Genomic DNA, 19686 nt, shown 5'->3' with positions numbered 1-19686 from the left:
GAATGCAATATTTTTTTCTAAAGATGTTAAGTTAATTAAAACACCAAACTCTCTCCCTTCAAAAACTCTGTATCATCCCAAGAAAGCCCCGCCACTTCATCATACAAATCCAGCCCGATCAGCGTATAAAACTGTTTGCCGAAGTTTTTCTCGTTAATCGGTTCGATACGCCCTGCTTTATACAAGGCGGCGAGGGCTTTTTCGGGGATTTGGACGGTATAGGGTTGCAGTTTGCGTAAGAGTCCGCCGATGTGGTCGGCGTGGTGCAGGCTGCTAATGAGGCTTTCGGCTTCACCATCAAACGGAATAATCAGCGGCTGCATATGGCTTTCGATCATGCGGAATTTGTCGGCGATGGTTTGGAATGGGAAATCGAGGCTTTGCCCTGTATCGTTGTGCATTTTCAGAATTTTTTTATTGTCCAGTTCGCTGCCTTTTAATTGATAAAGCTCGGCGAAATAGGCGGCGACGGCTTGGGTGGATAAGAGGTCGTCTGAAAAGCTGTCGGCGGCCAGGCGCATAACGGCGGCTTGGGTAGCGAGTTCGGGCGGGACTTTCCATTTGTCTTCGGGCGCGAATATCCAGACAAAACTGTTTTCAGACGGCCTTTTGCCTTCGCGGTTGCAGCGTCCGGCGGCTTGGGCAACGCTGTCTAAACCTGCTTCGGCGCGCATTACCAGTGGAAAATCCACATCAACGCCGGCTTCGATTAAGGAGGTGGCGATGACGCGGCAAGGTTCGCCGTTTTCAGACGGCCTCGGATCTCATCAAGCTTTTGACTGCGGTGTTTGGCGCACATTAAGGTGGTCAGGTGGAACGTGCCATCAAGGTGTTTGGCTTGGTCGTACAAGCTGCGGGCGTGGCGGCGGTTATTGACGATAACGAGCATTTGCGGGTGTTCGCCAAGTTTGGCTAGCAAGTCGGAGTAGGTTTGTGTGCCGATGTGTTGCACGGTGGTGCGGCGCAGTTTGTCGAAAAGTGCGGTCGGTTTTGGGGCTATTTCACGCACGTTTTCAAAGCCTCGATAGAAGCCGTTTTCGGCTTGCACGGCTGGCTGGGTGGCGGTGCACATGACGATGCTGCAGCGGTAGTTTTGCGCCAATTCTTTGATGGCTTGCATGATGGGCAGTAAAAGATTGAGCGGCAACATTTGTGCTTCGTCGAGGATGATGACGGAGCCTGCGATGTTGTGCAGCTTGCGGCAGCGCGAGGAGCGATCGGCAAAGAGGGATTCGAAGAATTGCACGGCGGTGGTCACGACAATCGGCGCGTCCCAGTTTTCCGAGGCAAGGCGCAATTTGTCTTTGGTGGCGTCGTCTTGCAGTTTGCCGTCGTCGAAGGTGCTGTGGTGTTCCAACACGGCTTGTTCGCCCAATTCGCCAAAGGCTTTGCGAAACTCAGCGGCGTTTTGCTCGATGATGCTGGTGAACGGAATCACGTAAATTACGCGCCGCATTCCGTGTCGTTTGGCGTGTTCCAGCGCAAATGCCATGGAAGTGAAGATTTTACCGCCGCCCGTCGGCACAGTGAGAGTGAACAGCCCTTGCGGTTGTGCCGCTTGTTCTACGACGTAATCGAGAATTTCGCTGCGCAGGCGGTTTAAGGCGGCATTGCGTTTTTCGGCTTCGGTTTGCGCTGGAGCTTGGGCGACACGTCGTCTGAACTTGTTGATAAATTGATTGAAATTGTGTTGTAAGGCGTTTAAATCGGGATAACCGCCTCGCTCGACGGCTTTGTTTTCTAGCTTTAGATAAAAGGCTTCGGTGTCGAGATAATCGGCATCCACCAAGCAGGAATAGAGCATTCGGGTGAAGAAGGCGTAGGAGAAAAAAGGATGATGCGCGTCGGCTTTGAGTGGCGGTGCAGACAGGTTTTGAGGGAGTTTGATTTCTTGTTGCCACAGGTTATCGAGAACGGGAATATCTTCGCCAAATTTCAAAGCCAAACGCTGCTTTAATGTGCGGCGGTTATCACCTTCGCCGTTTCCATTTGCCAACCCGGCATGATGCCCCGCAATGCAAAATGCCATTAGCTTGCCGATTACATTTCCCCAACGCTCGACGGCAATTTTGGCTCCGGCGGTAGCGTGATCAACTGATGGGCCACCATGCAATCGGCGGTCAAAGGGTTCCGAATATTTCCCTAAGTCATGAAGCTGTCCCGTCTGGCAGGCAATTTCCTGCGCACCGAATACCCGAGCAAACTCCGCCGCCATTTCGCCAACATTTACCGAATGGCTTTGTAAGGTTTGCCAATGTTCGTAAGGTAAGAGATTGCCGAGTTCGTCTTGGGCGGAATGGGCGTAGTAGGAGAGCTTCGCAAACATAAAATAATCCTTTATATTTATGATTACTTTTAATGATTATTGCTTAATGTACTCCTAACTTTATTTTAATGTCAATGTTCATTAATTTATATATTTTTTCATAAATAATATGAAGTTAATTAATTTTAAGAATGGAGTGTTTTATATGAGTTTGGAGCGTGTTTTTAAGGTATAAAAAAAGCCCTTTCAAAAAAGTGAAAGGGCAAAATATTTGGAGTCATACTATGAGTTGTTGAATTAACAAATCAGGTATGGGATGTATTATAGTACACTCTTTAACAAACGCAACAATTTTTTAACAAATTAATTGTGTGGATTGCGTGTGTTGGTATTGACCAAATTACGCATCAACAAGGCATAATTAAGTTGGATGTCTTGTGGTACATCTAAAAAGACAAAATGGCCATCGCCGAGTGCGGCTTCCACATTTTCGTTTTTGCGATTGAGCATTTTTTCAATTTTAAAAACGATGTTGCCTTGTGGGGTCATCATTTCCACTTCATCACCAAGCAAGAATTTGTTTTTCACTGCGACTTCGGCCATACCTTGTTCATTACGTTTACCGGTAAATTCACCGACAAATTGTTGGCGTTCAGAGATAGAGTAGCCGTATTCGTAATTTTGGTATTCATCGTGCGTATGACGACGTAAGAAACCTTCGGTATAACCACGATGCGCAAGGGATTCCAATGTATCCATTAAGCTTTCATCAAATGGTTTGCCCGCAGCCGCATCATCAATGGCTTTGCGGTAAACTTGAGCGGTTCTTGCGCAGTAATAGAATGATTTAGTGCGACCTTCGATTTTTAGAGAGTGCACACCAAGTGCGGTCAATTTTTCCACGTGTTGTACGGCACGCAGATCTTTTGAGTTCATAAAGTAGGTGCCGTGCTCATCTTCAAACGCCGTCATTTGTTCATCTGGTTTTTGTGATTCGGTATAAAGGAAGACTTTATCTGTTACTGCACCTTCGCCTAAAGTTGGCGCCACATTTTTCACTTCGATTTGTTGAGCGGGATCGATTTTCGGCACAATGTTGCCCACTTCATCCGTGGTGCCTTCTTCCATTTTGTATTCCCAACGGCAAGCATTCGTGCAAGTACCTTGGTTTGGGTCACGTTTGTTGATATAGCCAGAAAGTAAACAGCGGCCAGAATACGCCATACATAACGCACCGTGTACGAAGATTTCGAGTTCGATATCGGGCACATGTTGGCGAATTTCAGCGATCTCTTCAATGGATAATTCGCGCGATAAAATCACACGAGTTAACCCCATTTGTTTCCAGAATTTTACCGTTGCCCAGTTTACCGCATTCGCTTGTACAGAAAGGTGAATATCAATATCCGGGAAGTTTTCACGCACCAACATAATTAAGCCTGGGTCAGACATAATTAAGGCATCTGGGCTCATGTCGATCACAGGTTGTAAATCTTTGATAAAGGTTTTGAGTTTGGAATTATGCGGTGCAATGTTCACGACCACATAGAATTTTTTGCCAAGCGCATGGGCTTCATCGATCCCGATTTTTAAATTGGCGTGATTGAATTCATTGTTACGTACACGTAAGCTATAACGTGGTTGGCCTGCATAAACGGCATCTGCGCCATACGCAAAGGCGTAGCGCATGTTTTTGAGGGAGCCCGCAGGGGAGAGTAATTCAGGTTTAAATGGGGTTGTCATAATATTCTCTTGTCTGATTTCAGGTCAGTAGCTTGCTTTTGGCAAGCCGTATTAAAGGCCTGTATTTTAGGCGGATTTAGGGATTTGTAAAGTAAAAGTGCGGTTGGTTTTTCGATTGTTTTTAAGGCTAGAAATAAAAAAGGCGAACTATTGTTCGCCTTATCAAAATTGTATTTAATTAAATCGCCCAGCCGCCAGCATAGAATGCGACAAGGACAATGGCGATGATAATTGTACCGATGTTGAGTTTTTTCACATCACCACTCACGATTCGACCAATCACTAATGCCGCAAAGCCAAGCATGATACCGGTTACGATGTTTGCCGTTAGCACGATGAATACCGCACAAACTAAGCCGCTCATTGCGCCCACGAAATCATTGAAGTCTAATTTGCTCACATTGCTTAGCATTAATAAGCCCACATACATTAACGCCGGTGCAGTTGCATAACCAGGCACTAAGAATGCAAGTGGTTGGAAGAATAACATTAATAAGAATAATACGCCGACCACGATAGCGGTGATACCAGTTTTACCGCCTGCGGCTGTCCCTGCTGCTGATTCGATATAAACGGCTGCTGGCGCAGTACCGAATAAACCTGAGAATAAGCTACTTACGGAGTCAGAGGTTAAGGCTTTACCACCGTTGATGATTTGTCCGTCTTTGTCTAATAAGTCCGCTTGACCTGCCACAGCACGAATAGTACCTGTTGCATCAAATACCGCTGTCATCACTAAAGCAAAAACAATCGGTAAAATGGCAGGTTGTAATGCACCTTGGAGATCTAATTGTAAGAAAAGTGAGTTTTCACCAAAGGTTGGCATTTTGAAGATTTGGCCATTGAATGTTACGTTTGGATCGAAGATTAAACCGACGATAGTAATCGCGATGATGACCCATAAAATCCCGCCTTTTACTTTCATTTTTTCTAAGCCGATAATGAATGCAAGACCGATTAAGGACATCATTACAGGGAATGAGGTGAAGTCACCTAATTTAACCGGTAAACCCGCTTGGTTGCCGACCACTAAGCCTACGCCGTTTGCGGCGATTAAAAGTAAGAATAAGCCGATCCCGATCCCTGCACCGTGCGCGATGCTTGATGGCAGGTTACGTAGGATCCATGAGCGAATACCTGTTGCAGAAATTAAGGTGAACACCAAACCCATAAGGAATACAGCACCTAATGCCACAGGAATAGAAACATGTTGACCAATGACTAAGCTAAATGCGGTGAAGGCAGTTAATGAAATCGCACAGCCGATCGCCATTGGCGCATTTGCCCAAAAGCCGATTAAGATCGAACCAAGACCTGCCACTAAACAGGTTGCGATAAACACTGATTCAGCCGGAAAGCCTGCATCACCAAGCATTTTAGGCACAACAATCACGGAATACACCATGGCTAAGAAGGTGGTTAAACCCGCAATGATTTCTTGACGAACCGTTGAACCGCGTTTGCTGAGTTCAAAGGTTTTTTCTAAACTTGACATAAAGTCCCCTAGGTTAATAATCAAAAAAAGACGTGCTATTTTATAGCAAATTACTTAAAAGTAAACGTTTGCGTAATCGTTTTTTGTCAGTCTGGCGGGAAAGTGCGGTCAGTTTTGAGGATGTTTTTCGCGTATTTTTTTATCGACTAAAAACTGCTATACTCTGAAAGTTTTTAACGTAATCAAAAAAAGGAAAAACAATGGCTGATTTTAATCAAATTTTAACGCCAGGCGATGTAGATGCCGGCATTATCAACGTGGTAAATGAAATTCCAGAAGGTAGCTGCCACAAAATCGAATGGAACCGTAAAGTTGCAGCGTTCCAATTAGACCGTGTTGAGCCAGCGATCTTCGCAAAACCAACTAACTATGGTTTCATTCCACAAACTTTAGACGAAGATGGTGATGAGTTAGACGTTTTATTATTAACTCGCCAACCACTTGCAACAGGTGTATTCCTCGAAGCAAAAGTAATCGGTGTGATGAAATTCGTTGATGATGGCGAAGTGGACGATAAAATCGTTTGTGTGCCAGCAGATGACCGCGATACCGGCAATGCATACAACAGCCTTGCAGATGTACCTGCACAATTAATCAAACAAATTGAATTCCACTTCAACAACTACAAAGCATTAAAAAAACCAGGTTCAACGAAAGTGACTCACTGGGGTGATGTAGAAGAAGCGAAAGAAGTGATTCGTGAATCAATCAAACGTTGGAATGAACGTTAATTTTTCATGTTAATAAATTGAAAAGGCATCAGATTGATGCCTTTTGTTTTTATAGATGAATAAAAGTACAATAAAAATGAGCTACATACACTCCTAGAATCAGAATGTTTTTAACTATACTCGTAATAAGATTGAACTGAAATGCAAAATCTCATTGTGAGAAAGATTATGGTTATGTAGATATCCGGTCTAAATGAAAAGATTAAATGTCTTATCTCTTAATAAATGGGAAATGTTGGGTATACTATGATACATAGAATTGTAAAAATTATATTACTCCTGATGTAGGTGATTATAATTTTTTCGATGGATGGAAAATGATGGATTGGAGAGAAAATCGACAAGGTACTTATGATAAATATTTGAATAGATTTAAGGATTAATTTATGTTCGGTATTTTTTTTGAAGATGAGAATAGCCCTTTTGATAATGGTTACGGAAAACATCTTTTAGCTAGAATTCGGTTAGGAGAGTATTCTGAAGAACTACATATTCCAGTAGGTTATTGGTCTTCTGATGAGTATAAAAGAAATTGGAAAAAATCTTTAGCAACAGGATTGGAAAAAAGAGATCATTCTTTGTTGATAACATCAATGCATGATCCCGTCAATTTAAATTTTTTTTCATCATGGGTTATCTACTATGACAAGGAAAATTCGTTTGTGCAGAATAAAATAATTTTTTTAGAAGATTTTCCTAAATTTGATTTATCTATGATTGAGAATTACATAGGTATTCATGAAATAATAAATGAAGATGGTTTTAGAATATCTGAATGGATGGTTAAAACTGAGGATGTGATTAGTTTTTATAATGAATTATAAAAATTAGGTGTAAAATCTGAATCAAATGAAATTGATTTTTAAGTATGAGTAGAAAAGTCGAACTATCGCGAGGTTAAAAAATTGATGTCTTCAAGCATTAGTTAAGTAGCAGAAAATATTTATAACATCGAAGATAAATTAGTTAAGGGATCAAAAATGAAAGCAAGTAAGATTATTAGAGCTGTTATAGTTTTGATATTGTCTTTCGGTTTTATATATTATAGAGATAGCTGTAATGAGAAAGAGGGAGGTAAATAATGAAGAATATTATTTTAACTTTACTATCTTTCTTTGGAGCCGTTATTTTATTTTTTATTGTATTGTTCTATGCTCAAATGGATGTGGGGATAAAATATATCCATTATGATTTATTAATTGAGGAAGCTTTTATGATGTCTCTAAAACTGCATTTTATCATTTTGCCTATACATTTTTTAATATCTAGGAGGAAGTAAGAGATATATTTCAAAAAAATATCAAGATCTTAGTCTTTGGGGTATAGACGCTTTTAGTTGTTTGAAAGGCATATAATTTAAAACATCTAATACAAAGTGCAGTCAATTTTCAAAGGGTTTTAAAACCTCTCAAAAACTGACCGCACTTTTGTCTTATTGAATATCGTTAAAACGAGAAACGTAATTCTGCATTAACATTATTCGCTTTCGTATCATGGTTATAAGCACCTTGATAGCCGACTTTTACGCTAAATGCTGGTGTAAATTGAGCTTGTAATGCGACACCTGTCGTGACAACATTTTTCAATTCTTTACCATAAAGATTCGCTACACCTTGATTATTGATAACCAAGCTGCCTTCAGCGGCTTTATCTTTATGGAAACGATGATAAGCCACATCACCTAATAGATTTAATTGAACGCCACCAATTGCAAATGGAATGGATGGACGTAAACCTACAGAGGTGACGATTAAATCACGATTGTTGTCTTTTAACTGCACTTCGTCTTTAGTCACACCTTTATTTTTGATGTGCATATAGCTTACGCCAGCATAAGGTTCAATCGCAAAATGTTCCCCTTTTAAGCCTGTGTAGGCAAGTTCAGCAAAGACATTTTGTGTTTGGCTATGAGTTTTCACACCTTGCGCAAATTCTGCACGTTGTTCGTGTTTCCCCCAGCTTTGAATAAAGCCAATTTTCGGTGTTAATACGTTGAAACGATGTTCAGCTGTTAAGCCTAAATGTACGGCACGATCTTTCGAAGTGCGGTCAATTTTGTGACTATTTTGTGTTGAACCAACAAATACACCTAAATGTTTGTTTGTATCAATGGTTGCATCAATACCCACAAGTTGATTGTACGCATGGCTGCTTAAACTATCCGTGCTGAAGTGGGTGAAGGTGCCACTTGTCCAAATTTGTGTACCTGCATTAAGTTGAGCTCTGACCGCACTTGGTTGGGCAAGTTGTTGACGAAGCAATAAGCCATTTAACACATTGTGTTGTTGAGCTGCGAGATCTTCATCATAGCTTAGACGAGCAAAAGTTTGGCGAGCATTCTCTTTTGTTCCCCAAATGAGGCTTTGGTAAGCCGCACTGTTTGTTGCTGCATCTAATGCATTGGCGATAGCCACTTCATTTTCAGTGGTGGCTGCAGATGAAAGGGCTTTTTTCTGAACAGTTACTTTCAGCGTATTTGCATTACTTTCATTTTTAACGGCAAAGAAATCATAAGTGCGAGGTGTTTCAACTACCGCATTTTCAGCTCCCACAAATGAGCCAGTACCCTGCACAGATACCGCTTTTTGTGGATCTTTTTGTAATTGAGGCAGAATTTCTTCATCAAATTTATTTGGTACTAAAATAGAACCGTCTGCAAAGGTTGCATTGACGTTAGCAATACCATTATTCAATAACAAACGACTACCTTTTTCCACGGTTGCGGTGACCGTTTTCGCGGTGCTGGTTAAGGTTTCGGTGACAAATCCATTCTCACTTGGTTTAGTAACTTCCGCTTTCGGTAACACTTCCAATGTTGCACCTTGTTTTACGATGACTTGTTGTGCCGAACCAAGGGATTGATTTAACCCTGAAAGTTGACCTTCATTTACAGTAATTGCACCGGTGAAGCTGTTATTACCTGTGAGCGTTAAGGTACCTGAACCATTTTTAGTTAATGTGCCGACATAGCCTTGTGCGGCACGTTCATTACGAGCCACTTCACGTGCTAAACCGACTTGATATTCTGCTTTTTCTTCTGCTGTTGCGCCCGCACGATTTTGCATTAACGCTTGTAATTCTGCTTTGCGTGTTGTCCAAGTGGCGGCTTCAGCTTGATCTTCGACTTGACGTGCTTTAATGGCTTTATCGCTAATATCATTTGACCAAACATCATTTTGATTGAGGTTGATTTTCATGTTTCCTAAGAATTGACCCGGGCCAAACATCGCTTTGCCAAGATCTAAAATCCCCCAACCCCAAACGTTACTTGGTACACCTTGTTCAGTTTCCCAACGTTCTAATGGTTTACCTTCAAGCCCTTTGCGAAGTGTGGTTTGTCTCGCAGTAGTGAGCATAACATAGCGCGCTTGATCGGTTGTCATGTATGGATAGCGAGAAAAGATGACACCTAATGCACCACTTACATGTGGGGCAGCCATTGAAGTACCACCAGCTGATTTGTAAATAGGGTCACCATAAGTATTGTTGTCTTGTAATTGAATGTAGGAGGAATAGATGTTGGCGGATGGCGCTGCAATCGTCCACCATTTTGAATGGCCGGCGAGGTTAAATTCTTGAATATCTGCGCCTGCTTTTTCATCACTCACATCGTCATTTGAGTCATTCGGATAGCCTTCACCACCGACTTGCCCCGTGACGTTTACCCAGTATTTTTCTGCATCAGGTCTGAAATAAGGCAACATGGCACGCGTAAAAGATTCAGCCATCATGCTACGGTTACCCGCCGTGAAGACTTGAATCACTTTTCTATTTTTAGCCACTTCATAAGCCGCATCAACAAAGTTTTTTTCACCGCTCGTGACAAATTGATAATAAGCTTTTTCAGCTTCGCCTAAGTTACTTAAATAAATATGTGCCGCAGGACTAGAAATTGGCTCAGGTGCTTTTGGTACATCATAATATTGCACGCCATATTCAGGCACATTACGCCAATCATATTTGGGTTTATAGCCTAAGGCACCCGCAAAGGATGAATTAACACGACGGTTTGAACCCCAACTGTTATTAATTACTTTGGCACCGACATCCGCTAGGGCAGAGTAGCCTTGTAAGAAGAAATCATAGTCTTGGTTTGGACCATAGGTCATGTTGTCGTTACCACCAGTATTGGCAGAATAGAGGTTAGCACCGAAAGCCACACCGTGCATTTCATTGCCGTCACGGCTTGCCGCCATTGTCCCGCCAACATGCGTACCGTGCGCATCATTGGTATATTTATGCCATGCTCCGTCAATATTGAAGGCTTCACTTTTAGTGAAGATGCCATTATCTGTTTTATCGAAATTGCGTTTACCGTTTTTTACTGGTTCATTTTTATTAATTGGACCATTTCCCACCGATGCATCGGGATAACGCATGCCATCTTTACTATAAGTCCCTTCCGTTTTTACAACGTGGATTCGACCGTCTTGAAATTCAGGGTGGTTTAATAGCACACCTGAGTCCATCACACCGATTTTTACGCCTGAACCATTAAAGCCAAGAGCATAAGCCGTGGAGGCATTCATTGAGGTTAAGCCCCAGTCTTTGAGGTATTCAGCGCTTTCCCAACTTTTGGTATTACCGGCTTGGCCTTGTTCAGAATAAGCGGCTGCATTCGCAGCATACCAACCAACAAGTAGTGCGAGTGCGGTTTTTTGAAGTGTTTGAGGTTTCATATTGTCTTCCTTTATCTTTTTGATTTTAGGAGACTATTATTCGCCTCATCGAGAGGTGCTTCAATGACTCAAATCAAAATTCTAGAGAAAAATGTTTATTCTGTGACAACGATCACACCAAAGTGCGGTCAAAAGAGGGGATAAATTTATGTATCGTAGAAATCAATGTTATAATTTACGAACAAAAATAATTAAGGAGTAACTCATGGCTATTTTAGTAACGGGTGGCGCAGGCTATATCGGTTCACACACTGTAGTGGAATTATTAAATGCAAATAAAGAAGTGGTGGTATTGGATAATTTATGCAATTCATCCCCAAAATCTTTAGAACGCGTAAAAGAAATCACGGGCAAAGACGTGAAATTTTATGAGGGCGATATTTTAGATCGTGCTTTATTACAAAAAATCTTTGCCGAAAACAGCATTCAATCGGTAATCCATTTTGCAGGTTTAAAAGCCGTGGGAGAAAGTGTCCAAAAACCGGCTGAATACTACATGAATAACGTCGCAGGTACGATTGTTCTCATTCAAGAAATGAAAAAAGCAGGTGTGTGGAACTTTGTATTTAGTTCATCTGCAACGGTTTATGGTGATCCGGAAATTATTCCAATTACAGAAGATTGCAAAGTGGGCGGTACAACCAACCCTTACGGTACCTCTAAATACATGGTGGAACAAATTCTGACCGATGTTGCGAAAGCTGAACCACAATTTAGTATGACGATCTTACGTTATTTCAACCCAGTGGGCGCTCACGCAAGCGGCTTGATTGGTGAAGATCCAAATGGTATTCCAAATAACCTATTACCTTACATCAGCCAAGTTGCGATCGGTAAATTACCGCAACTTTCCGTGTTTGGTAGCGATTATGATACTCATGACGGCACAGGTGTACGTGATTATATTCACGTAGTGGATTTAGCGATTGGTCACTTAAAAGCATTAAATCGCCATGAAAATGACGCAGGTTTACACATTTATAACTTAGGTACAGGTACCGGTTATTCTGTGCTGGATATGGTGAAAGCGTTCGAGCAAGCGAACAATATTAAAATTCCATATCGTCTTGTGGCACGTCGTCCGGGTGATATTGCAACCTGCTATTCCGATCCAAGTCTTGCAGCAAAAGAGTTAAATTGGACAGCAGAACGTGGTCTTGAGCAAATGATGAAAGACACCTGGAATTGGCAAAAAAATAATCCGAAAGGATACCGAGATTAATCTCACTCTTGTTGGGCGGAGTATCATTCCGCCCTTAATATTTCAATCAGATAAAACACGCTCAAAAATAACCGCACTTTATGTCAGAACAATCCCTTTCTAGTCAAATATTTACCCGCAAAATGCTGATCTGTGTTTTCACTGGATTTAGTTCGGGCTTACCACTTTTCGTGTTATTGCAAATGTTGCCAGTGTGGCTGACAGATAAGAAACTTTCCGTTGAATTAATCGGTGCATTGACAGGGGTGATGGTGCCATATGGTTTGAAGTTTTTATGGGCACCGTTATTAGACCGCTATTTCCCGCATTTTTTAGGGCGTCGTCGTAGTTGGTTATTGATTTCTCAAGTGATTTTGCTGATTTCACTTTATGTGATTAGTCAGTTTGATCCCGTAGCAGAGTTAAGTACAGTGGCTAAAATTGCCACATTTATTGCCTTTTTCTCTGCGACACAAGATATTGTACTCGATGCTTATCGTCGTGAAATTTTAACGGATAATGAATTAGGATTGGGGAACACCATCCATATTAATGCTTATCGTGTTGCAGGTTTAATTCCTGGTGGGCTCTCGCTTTATTTAGCGACAATTTATCCATGGGAAACCGTCTTTTTATTGACTGCACTTTGTATGCTAGCGGGCATATTTATGACGCTCTTTTTAGCAAAAGAACCGCAGATTGCACAGGTTGATCGTGATCAACCTTTCTATATGGTGTTTTGGATACCTTTGAAAGAGTTCTTCCAACGCAAAGGTGTCGCCCAAGCCATCGGTTTTTTACTCTTTTTATTCTTGTATAAATTTGGCGATTCATTTGCCACTACGTTACAAACGAAATTCGTCTATGACATGGGCTTTGAAAAAGAGCATATTGCGTTGGTGGTAAAAAGTACCTCACTTTGGGCGAGTATCTCTGCTGGTCTCGTGGGCGGTGTGATCATGCTGCGTTTAGGGATTAACCGCGCATTATGGGTATTTGGTTTTATCCAATTAATCACTATTGGTGGATTTATTTGGTTAGCGGCATTTGGGCATTTTGACCAAATTGGCGCCGCAGAACTTTGGAAATTAGGTTTCGTGATTGCGGGGGAATATATTGGTGTCGGTCTGGGTACTGCTGCCTTTGTCGCCTTTATGGCCCGTGAAACCAATCCACTTTATACTGCTACTCAGTTAGCCTTATTTACCAGTCTTTCTGCTTTACCGAGTAAAGGGCTTGGTATGTTATCGGGTTACTTGGTTAAGGCAGTAGGCTACTATCATTTTTTCTGGATTTGTTTATTCCTCGCTATCCCAGGAATGATTTGTTTATTCTGGGTGGCTCCATGGAATGAAAAAGGAACTGAAAAAGCTTAAAATAAAATAAAGTACAGTCAAAATTAACAGCAAAATCATTTGACCAAACAAGGCTTTAACGGTATTTTAAACAGGTTTATTATTTATTGGAGATTCGTATGAAAATTATTCTTTTAGGTGCTCCTGGTGCAGGAAAAGGCACGCAAGCACAATTTATTATGAACAAATTTGGCATTCCACAAATTTCAACAGGGGATATGTTCCGTGCAGCGATTAAAGCGGGTACAGAATTAGGCAAACAAGCAAAAGCATTAATGGATGAAGGAAAATTAGTACCGGATGAATTAACCGTGGCGCTAGTAAAAGATCGTATTTCTCAACCAGATTGTGCAAATGGTTTCTTATTAGATGGTTTCCCACGTACAATTCCACAAGCGGATGCATTAAAAGATTCTGGCGTGAAAATTGATTACGTTTTAGAGTTTGATGTACCGGATGAAGTGATCGTTGAACGTATGAGTGGTCGTCGTGTTCACCAAGCATCGGGTCGTTCTTATCACATCGTTTACAACCCACCAAAAGTGGAAGGTAAAGATGATGTAACGGGTGAAGATTTAATTATCCGTGCAGATGATAAACCAGAAACTGTGTTAGATCGTTTAGCGGTTTACCACAAACAAACCAGCCCATTAATTGATTATTACCAAGCTGAAGCAAAAGCAGGTAATACGCAATATTTCCGTTTAGATGGTACTCAAAAAGTGGAAGCTGTAAGCCAAGAGTTAGATAAAATCTTAGGTTAAAATAGACTGGAAACTGACCGCACTTTGAAGATTAAAGTGCGGTTAATTTTTCAAAAGGATTTTGAGATCGTAAATTGAGATCGTATTTGGGGACATTATGAGCAAGAAAAGAACAATAGCATTGACGATTTCGGCTATCGCAGTGGCACTTGGGATCGGCGCACAATTTTACACCAATCATAAAATCGATCAGGTATTAAAAAATTTCCCTTATTCTTTGGATAACCAAGCAACATTAAATGTGACACAAACTGCGAAAAACTTTTTTATTCGAGAGTTAATCTTTAGTGTAAAAGATAGCGATGCGAAAAGCACAAATGTGATTTCAACTAAGCTCACCGCACTGCCTTTCTTCATTACAGCGGAGTCTCAGTTATCTGATCAATTAGTTCGTCAATTAAATAAAACATTAAATATCACGATTGATAAAAACACGATTAATAGTAAATTTTCGCCGGTAGGGGATTATTTACAGTCTGATATTTTGACGGAATTCCGTGATTTTGCGAATAAGTCCCAAAACCTTTCTATTGGTCTTCATTTCTTAAAAAATAAAGAAGTTGAGCTAAAAACAAACTTAAGTGGTTTTAATTACGATAAAGACACGAAACTTGAAGAAATTGATGGTGAAGCTCGCCTTGTGCCTGTTGGAGCAAATCAATATGACCTATCAAGTATTGACTTAACCGCGAAAAATGCCGAAGTGGCGTTGTTAAATGGGGAAAATACACATGTTTATTTTAAAAATGCCACTTATCATTTTGATGTGAAACCTGGGGAATCAGATAAACGTGATCTAAGTACAAAATTTAGTAGTGATATTTTACGCATTGCCAATAAAAGCCGTACGACAGAAGAAAGCCAAGCAACAGCAGGTGGTTTGAATTTATTAATTAAACAAAATGGCGTGCCAAGTGCGGTCAATTTTCATCATGAATTTAAAAAATTAAGTGATGGCTCATTAGATATTAAAGACGGCGTCAATTTGTTAACGAAAATTTTTACACAAAATGATCGTTTTGATAGCTCGTTATCCGTGCTTTCTGTCAATGTGCCTAAAAATAATCAACCTTACTTTAACTTACAAAATGCCGGTCTTGAACTTAAGTTGGCGAATACAGATTTAACTAAAGCCAATGTGGATTTCAAATTAAATGTTGAAAGTGTGAAACAAACTCCTGCCGATGAAGAGCGTAAATGGGAAGCTAAAGGCGGTAAAGTTAATATTCAGTTAGATGATTACAACGTGGCAAACGAATTGGCGTTTGTACCGTTTTTATTAGATGCTTTTGCTGAGAAAGAGGCACCGTCAAAAGACAATAAAGACTTCTTGAATGCCAAAGATAAATGGGTAAAAGAATTTAGTGGCAAAACCAATATTGAGGCAGCCTTAAAATCATTTAATATGGCCGATTTAGTGCTTGATGACGTATCAGCCAGTGATAAGACGGAAACACTAGACAATGATCAATATAATGAACATATCACATTGTCTGCGAATAAAGCGAGTTACCCAAGTGCAGGGTTCCAATTTGAAAAATTAGCGGTTGATGCACCATTTAAAATTAATCACAGCAAAGCACATTTATCAGCAAGATTTTGCTCAGCACCGTTTTATGGGGCCTTATGCAGCACGCATTTAACGTCAGCCACATTTGATAAATACATCAAAAACTCATGGAAAGAGCTTGATTTAATCGTTGATAATGCAACGTTGAATTTAAATCTAAATACTTATCCAGAGACCAATGCTTATCCAGTTAAATTGGAAGTGAGTGGTATTGTGCCTCAAGTGCCCGAAGATGATTCATCAGACATGATTCCAGATAATATTGAAGGCACATTTAATCTGACATTAAGTAAAATGTTGTTTGATGATCAAAATGAAAAAGCCTTAGCCATTAAGGAAAATTCATACTTTTGGCAATATTTAAGTAGCTTTGTGAAACATGATGGAAAACTTCACCGAGAATTTGTGGAAGAAGGTGATAATTACGTTTCTAGAGTGGAAAAAACGGAAAATGGCTACTTAATTAATGGTCGCACCCTTGAAGATCTTCGTCAAGAAAGCATGATGGAGACTGATGAGGGCGAAGAAGATAAGCCAGCAGCAACTGACTAGTTGAAAGGATAATATAAAAATGACCGCACTTGAGATTCAAAGTGCGGTCATTTTTTTATCTGTTTTTGATTACTTCACTAATCCACCACTTGCTTGTAAATCAGCATGGTAGGAAGAGCGAACAAATGGGCCACAGGCTGCGTGTTCAAAGCCCATTGCGTTGGCTTTATCACGGAACTCATCAAATTCTGCTGGTGGCACATAGCGCGCAACCGGTAAGTGATGGCGACTAGGTTGAAGATATTGACCCAGTGTAAGCATGGTGACGCCGTTTGCACGTAAGTCTTCCATCACTTGAAGAATTTCCTCATTGGTTTCACCCAATCCAACCATTAAACCTGATTTAGTTGGGATGTTTGGGAACATTTCTTTGAAATCATGAAGTAATTTTAAAGACCACAGATAATCAGCACCAGGACGAATTTCTTTATATAAGCGTGGCACATTTTCCAAGTTGTGGTTGAACACATCTGGTGGATTATCTTTTAATTTTTCTAAGGCTTGAGTAATCCGACCACGGAAATCAGGCACTAAAATCTCAATTTTAATGCCAGGGTTTAATGCACGCACTTCTTTTACACATTCTGCAAAATGGCCTGCACCACGATCAGGCAAATCATCACGGTCAACAGAGGTAATCACCACATATTTCAACTTCATATCTTGGATGGTTTCAGCTAATTTACGTGGTTCATCCGGATCGGGTGGTAAGGGTTTACCATGTGCAACATCACAGAAAGGGCAACGACGAGTACAAATTGCCCCTAGAATCATAAAGGTTGCCGTACCATGGTTAAAACACTCGTGTAAATTTGGACAAGATGCTTCTTCGCATACAGAATGTAGGCCATGACGACGCATCCCGTTTTTGATGGTCTCGATCTTTAATGAGCTAGATGGCAATTTGATTTTCATCCATTCCGGCTTTTTCAATAATTCTTGATTAGGATCGATGTTTTTAACAGGGATGATTGATGTTTTGGCTGCATCGCGGTATTTTACGCCGCGTTCCATTTTAAAAGGCGTTGACATTGTTCTTTCCTAAAGAAAAATGCCTGATTCAGGCATTTTTTATGTGTTATAAAGTGAATGTTATAAATTTGTAACATTATAGCCCAAAAGTTCGGCAAAGTGTTTAATTAATTTTGGGGAAACCTTGTTAAGTGTAGCCTCTTCTTTACCGATAAAATCAGCAAGCTGACACATTTCAAGCCCTGCATAGCCGCAAGGATTAATGCAATGGAAGGGATTGAGATCCATATTGATATTAAACGCTAAACCATGGAAAGAACAGCCTTTGCGGATACGTAAACCTAATGAACAGATTTTTTTGCCGTCGATATATACGCCTGGTGCATCAGGTTTGGGATAACCTTCAATACCATAGTCTGCTAGGGTTTTTAAAACGGATTGTTCAAGTGCTGTCACTAATTGGCGAACATTTAAATGTTCATGACGTTTAATATCAATGAGCACATACATGACCTGCTGACCAGGACCATGATAGGTAATTTGACCACCGCGATCCGATTGTACAACAGGAATTTCACTGCGTTGTAATAAGTGTTCCGGTTTGCCAGCTTGGCCTTGTGTGAAAACAGGATGATGCTCAACTAGCCAAATTTCATCGGTGGTTTCTGCATTTCTATTATCCGTGAATTCCTGCATTTTATGCCAGATTTCCTGATAGTCTTGTAATCCTAATTCACGGACAATTAAATCTGTTTTATTCATCTTAGATAACCATTTTGACGCCTTCAACTTTTGCGAGTTCTTTGTAAAGGGTTTCTACTTGCTCAAAGTTTTGCGCCACAATATCAATTGAAACAGAATTATAGGTACCTTTGCTGCTACGTTTTTCTTTTGGAATATAATCACCTGGTAAATATTTTTGTACCACAGCGATTAGATCTTGAGCTAAATTTTCACGGTTAACGCCAGCCACTTTAAATGTCATGGTAGCGGGGAATTCCATTACTTCTTTCAATTTTTCATAATCATTTTCAGTTGTCATGTTGTTTCCTTAATTTAAGAATAAGGTGCGTGAATCAGCTAAATTCACACACCTTACGAATTTATTGATGTAATATAAATGGGGAAGTGCGGTTAATTTTCAAGGTGTTTAGTCAAATAATCCTTTAACTGTTAACACTAACCAGTCCCAACCTTTACCCAAGAAGCCGCCTTCTTGTACATCTTCTAATGCTTGAAGATTCACGGTAGCGACATCTTTGCCATCTAATTGATAAACGATTTTACCTACCACTTGCCCTTTTGCTAAAGGAGCTTGTAAGTATTTGTTATCTAATTCATAACGTGCTTTTAAGTCAGTTTGTTTACCTTTTGGCACAGTAATAAATCCATCTTGTAATACACCGACTTTCACTTCACCTTTATCACCGTAGTAAACCGATTGTTTTGAAATTTCTTCATTGGCTTTGTAGGTTTTTAAGGTTTCAAAGTTAGCAAAACCCCATTGTAAGAGTTTTTTACTTTCAATCTCACGACCTTTATAGGTTGGCACGCCCATGACAACAGAAATCAAACGCATATTGTTTGGACTTGTTGCTGATGCGACAAGATTATAACCAGCTTGGCTTGTGTGACCGGTTTTCATACCATCAACGTTAATGGTTTTATCCCATAATAAGCCATTACGGTTAGGTTGTTTGATTTTGTTGAACGTAAAGTCTTTTTCTGCGTAGATTTTATATTCTTCCGGTAAATCACGAATAATATGCGCACCAATAATCGCCATATCACGTGCAGTTGAATATTGGTTTGGATCGTCTAAACCATGTGGTGTGGTGAAGTTAGTATTTTTTAAGCCAAATTGTTGAACGTATTTATTCATGGTATCAACGAAGTTAGCCACGGTACCCGAAATATGTTCAGCTACTGCAACACAGGCATCATTACCAGAAACAATGATAATCCCTTTGTTTAAATCACCTACAGACACTTGTTGATTTAAATTTAAGAACATTTTTGATGAATCAGGGAAATTTCTACCCCAAGCGCTTTCGCTAATCGTCACCATATCTTCATTATGGATTTTACCTTGTTTTAATGCCGCACCAACCACATAGCTGGTCATCATTTTCGTTAATGAAGCAGGGTATTGGCGTTGATCAGGGTTAAGTGATGCCAGTACCGCACCAGAATTGTAATCCATTAAAACATAAGTTTGTGCATTCACTTCCGGTACTGCGATACCATATTGAATGTCTTCAGATGCGGCAAATGTTGATGCTGCCATTAATCCCGAGCATAGTACAATTTTTTTCAATTTTGCAGATTGTTTTAACATAGCATTTCCTTTAATAGCTT

Annotated in this window: 14 protein-coding genes and 2 pseudogenes; 8 read left to right on the top strand and 8 right to left on the bottom strand. The window is 40.4% G+C overall.

The features are described 5' to 3' along the window. Positions 1-35: 35 nt before the first annotated feature. The 3 genes and pseudogenes from cas3 to DPV95_RS06630 all read right to left on the bottom strand — a co-directional run bounded on the left by cas3 (position 36) and on the right by DPV95_RS06630 (position 5504). Positions 36-2326 (bottom strand): annotated as a pseudogene (cas3, locus tag DPV95_RS06640) (CRISPR-associated helicase Cas3'). A gap of 303 nt (positions 2327-2629) precedes the next feature. Continuing rightward, the gene (gene trhP, locus DPV95_RS06635; RefSeq protein WP_111406840.1) at positions 2630-4009 is read right to left on the bottom strand and encodes a prephenate-dependent tRNA uridine(34) hydroxylase TrhP; all 1380 of its coding nucleotides are present in this window, start codon (positions 4007-4009) and stop codon (positions 2630-2632) included. 178 nt (positions 4010-4187) lie between these two features. Continuing rightward, positions 4188-5504, bottom strand: a complete 1317-nt coding sequence (locus DPV95_RS06630; protein WP_111406839.1) for an NCS2 family permease — start codon at positions 5502-5504, stop codon at positions 4188-4190. A gap of 200 nt (positions 5505-5704) precedes the next feature. On the opposite strand from DPV95_RS06630, the gene DPV95_RS06625 reads away from it, so the two are divergent. The 4 genes and pseudogenes from DPV95_RS06625 (at position 5705) to DPV95_RS06610 (ending at position 7514) form a co-directional block, all read left to right on the top strand. Beyond that, the gene (locus DPV95_RS06625) at positions 5705-6235 is read left to right on the top strand and encodes an inorganic diphosphatase (protein ID WP_005695476.1); all 531 of its coding nucleotides are present in this window, start codon (positions 5705-5707) and stop codon (positions 6233-6235) included. Positions 6236-6504: 269 nt separating this feature from the next. After that, a pseudogene (locus tag DPV95_RS10715) lies at positions 6505-6618 on the top strand (toxin C-terminal domain-containing protein); the annotation flags it as partial. A gap of 3 nt (positions 6619-6621) precedes the next feature. Beyond that, positions 6622-7059 carry a hypothetical protein gene (locus DPV95_RS06615; protein ID WP_111406838.1) on the top strand — a complete coding sequence of 146 codons (438 nt, stop codon included), beginning with the start codon at positions 6622-6624 and terminating at the stop codon, positions 7057-7059. A gap of 257 nt (positions 7060-7316) precedes the next feature. After that, positions 7317-7514, top strand: coding sequence for a hypothetical protein (locus DPV95_RS06610; protein WP_111406837.1), 198 nt, complete (start codon positions 7317-7319; stop codon positions 7512-7514). Positions 7515-7680: 166 nt separating this feature from the next. Here DPV95_RS06610 and DPV95_RS06605 read toward each other — a convergent pair whose 3' ends face one another. Further along, positions 7681-10914 (bottom strand): S8 family serine peptidase, encoded by a 3234-nt coding sequence (locus DPV95_RS06605; RefSeq protein WP_111406836.1) that lies wholly within the window; start codon positions 10912-10914, stop codon positions 7681-7683. A 205-nt stretch (positions 10915-11119) separates the two neighbouring features. On the opposite strand from DPV95_RS06605, the gene galE reads away from it, so the two are divergent. The 4 genes from galE (at position 11120) to DPV95_RS06585 (ending at position 16356) form a co-directional block, all read left to right on the top strand. After that, a complete protein-coding gene (galE, locus tag DPV95_RS06600) occupies positions 11120-12136 on the top strand; it encodes a UDP-glucose 4-epimerase GalE (protein WP_014064082.1) in 1017 nt (338 codons plus the stop codon). A gap of 80 nt (positions 12137-12216) precedes the next feature. Further along, a complete protein-coding gene (locus DPV95_RS06595) occupies positions 12217-13491 on the top strand; it encodes an MFS transporter (protein WP_111406835.1) in 1275 nt (424 codons plus the stop codon). A gap of 98 nt (positions 13492-13589) precedes the next feature. After that, positions 13590-14234 carry an adenylate kinase gene (adk, locus tag DPV95_RS06590; RefSeq protein WP_005695482.1) on the top strand — a complete coding sequence of 215 codons (645 nt, stop codon included), beginning with the start codon at positions 13590-13592 and terminating at the stop codon, positions 14232-14234. A gap of 97 nt (positions 14235-14331) precedes the next feature. After that, the gene (locus tag DPV95_RS06585; RefSeq protein ID WP_049367159.1) at positions 14332-16356 is read left to right on the top strand and encodes a hypothetical protein; all 2025 of its coding nucleotides are present in this window, start codon (positions 14332-14334) and stop codon (positions 16354-16356) included. A gap of 69 nt (positions 16357-16425) precedes the next feature. Here the strand turns inward: DPV95_RS06585 and lipA are convergent, their stop codons facing one another. The 4 genes from lipA to DPV95_RS06565 all read right to left on the bottom strand — a co-directional run bounded on the left by lipA (position 16426) and on the right by DPV95_RS06565 (position 19666). Next, positions 16426-17388 (bottom strand): lipoyl synthase, encoded by a 963-nt coding sequence (gene lipA / locus DPV95_RS06580; RefSeq protein WP_049367157.1) that lies wholly within the window; start codon positions 17386-17388, stop codon positions 16426-16428. 60 nt (positions 17389-17448) lie between these two features. After that, on the bottom strand, positions 17449-18090 hold the full coding sequence (gene lipB, locus DPV95_RS06575; RefSeq protein WP_049367154.1) for a lipoyl(octanoyl) transferase LipB: 642 nt from the start codon (positions 18088-18090) through the stop codon (positions 17449-17451). A gap of 1 nt (position 18091) precedes the next feature. Then, positions 18092-18370 carry a DUF493 family protein YbeD gene (gene ybeD, locus DPV95_RS06570; RefSeq protein ID WP_049367152.1) on the bottom strand — a complete coding sequence of 93 codons (279 nt, stop codon included), beginning with the start codon at positions 18368-18370 and terminating at the stop codon, positions 18092-18094. A 108-nt stretch (positions 18371-18478) separates the two neighbouring features. Continuing rightward, positions 18479-19666 (bottom strand): D-alanyl-D-alanine carboxypeptidase family protein, encoded by a 1188-nt coding sequence (locus tag DPV95_RS06565; RefSeq protein WP_049367150.1) that lies wholly within the window; start codon positions 19664-19666, stop codon positions 18479-18481. Between the last annotated feature and the right edge of the window lie 20 nt (positions 19667-19686).

The sequence above is a fragment of the Haemophilus parainfluenzae genome (assembly GCF_003252755.1).
Taxonomy (GTDB): domain Bacteria; phylum Pseudomonadota; class Gammaproteobacteria; order Enterobacterales; family Pasteurellaceae; genus Haemophilus_D; species Haemophilus_D parainfluenzae_N.
Note: the sequence above shows the minus strand (reverse complement) of the source record. Positions and strands in the feature narration are given on the sequence as shown.

Excerpts from the sequence above, each read along its gene's own strand:
- ybeD (WP_049367152.1), bottom strand. The coding sequence starts at position 18,370 with ATGACAACTGAAAATGATTATGAAAAATTGAAAGAAGTAATGGAATTC.
- DPV95_RS06630 (WP_111406839.1), bottom strand. The coding sequence starts at position 5,504 with ATGTCAAGTTTAGAAAAAACCTTTGAACTCAGCAAACGCGGTTCAACG.
- lipB (WP_049367154.1), bottom strand. The coding sequence starts at position 18,090 with ATGAATAAAACAGATTTAATTGTCCGTGAATTAGGATTACAAGACTAT.
- DPV95_RS06585 (WP_049367159.1), top strand. The coding sequence starts at position 14,332 with ATGAGCAAGAAAAGAACAATAGCATTGACGATTTCGGCTATCGCAGTG.
- DPV95_RS06615 (WP_111406838.1), top strand. The coding sequence starts at position 6,622 with ATGTTCGGTATTTTTTTTGAAGATGAGAATAGCCCTTTTGATAATGGT.
- galE (WP_014064082.1), top strand. The coding sequence starts at position 11,120 with ATGGCTATTTTAGTAACGGGTGGCGCAGGCTATATCGGTTCACACACT.
- trhP (WP_111406840.1), bottom strand. The coding sequence starts at position 4,009 with ATGACAACCCCATTTAAACCTGAATTACTCTCCCCTGCGGGCTCCCTC.
- DPV95_RS06610 (WP_111406837.1), top strand. The coding sequence starts at position 7,317 with ATGAAGAATATTATTTTAACTTTACTATCTTTCTTTGGAGCCGTTATT.
- DPV95_RS06605 (WP_111406836.1), bottom strand. The coding sequence starts at position 10,914 with ATGAAACCTCAAACACTTCAAAAAACCGCACTCGCACTACTTGTTGGT.
- DPV95_RS06595 (WP_111406835.1), top strand. The coding sequence starts at position 12,217 with ATGTCAGAACAATCCCTTTCTAGTCAAATATTTACCCGCAAAATGCTG.
- lipA (WP_049367157.1), bottom strand. The coding sequence starts at position 17,388 with ATGTCAACGCCTTTTAAAATGGAACGCGGCGTAAAATACCGCGATGCA.
- adk (WP_005695482.1), top strand. The coding sequence starts at position 13,590 with ATGAAAATTATTCTTTTAGGTGCTCCTGGTGCAGGAAAAGGCACGCAA.
- DPV95_RS06565 (WP_049367150.1), bottom strand. The coding sequence starts at position 19,666 with ATGTTAAAACAATCTGCAAAATTGAAAAAAATTGTACTATGCTCGGGA.
- DPV95_RS06625 (WP_005695476.1), top strand. The coding sequence starts at position 5,705 with ATGGCTGATTTTAATCAAATTTTAACGCCAGGCGATGTAGATGCCGGC.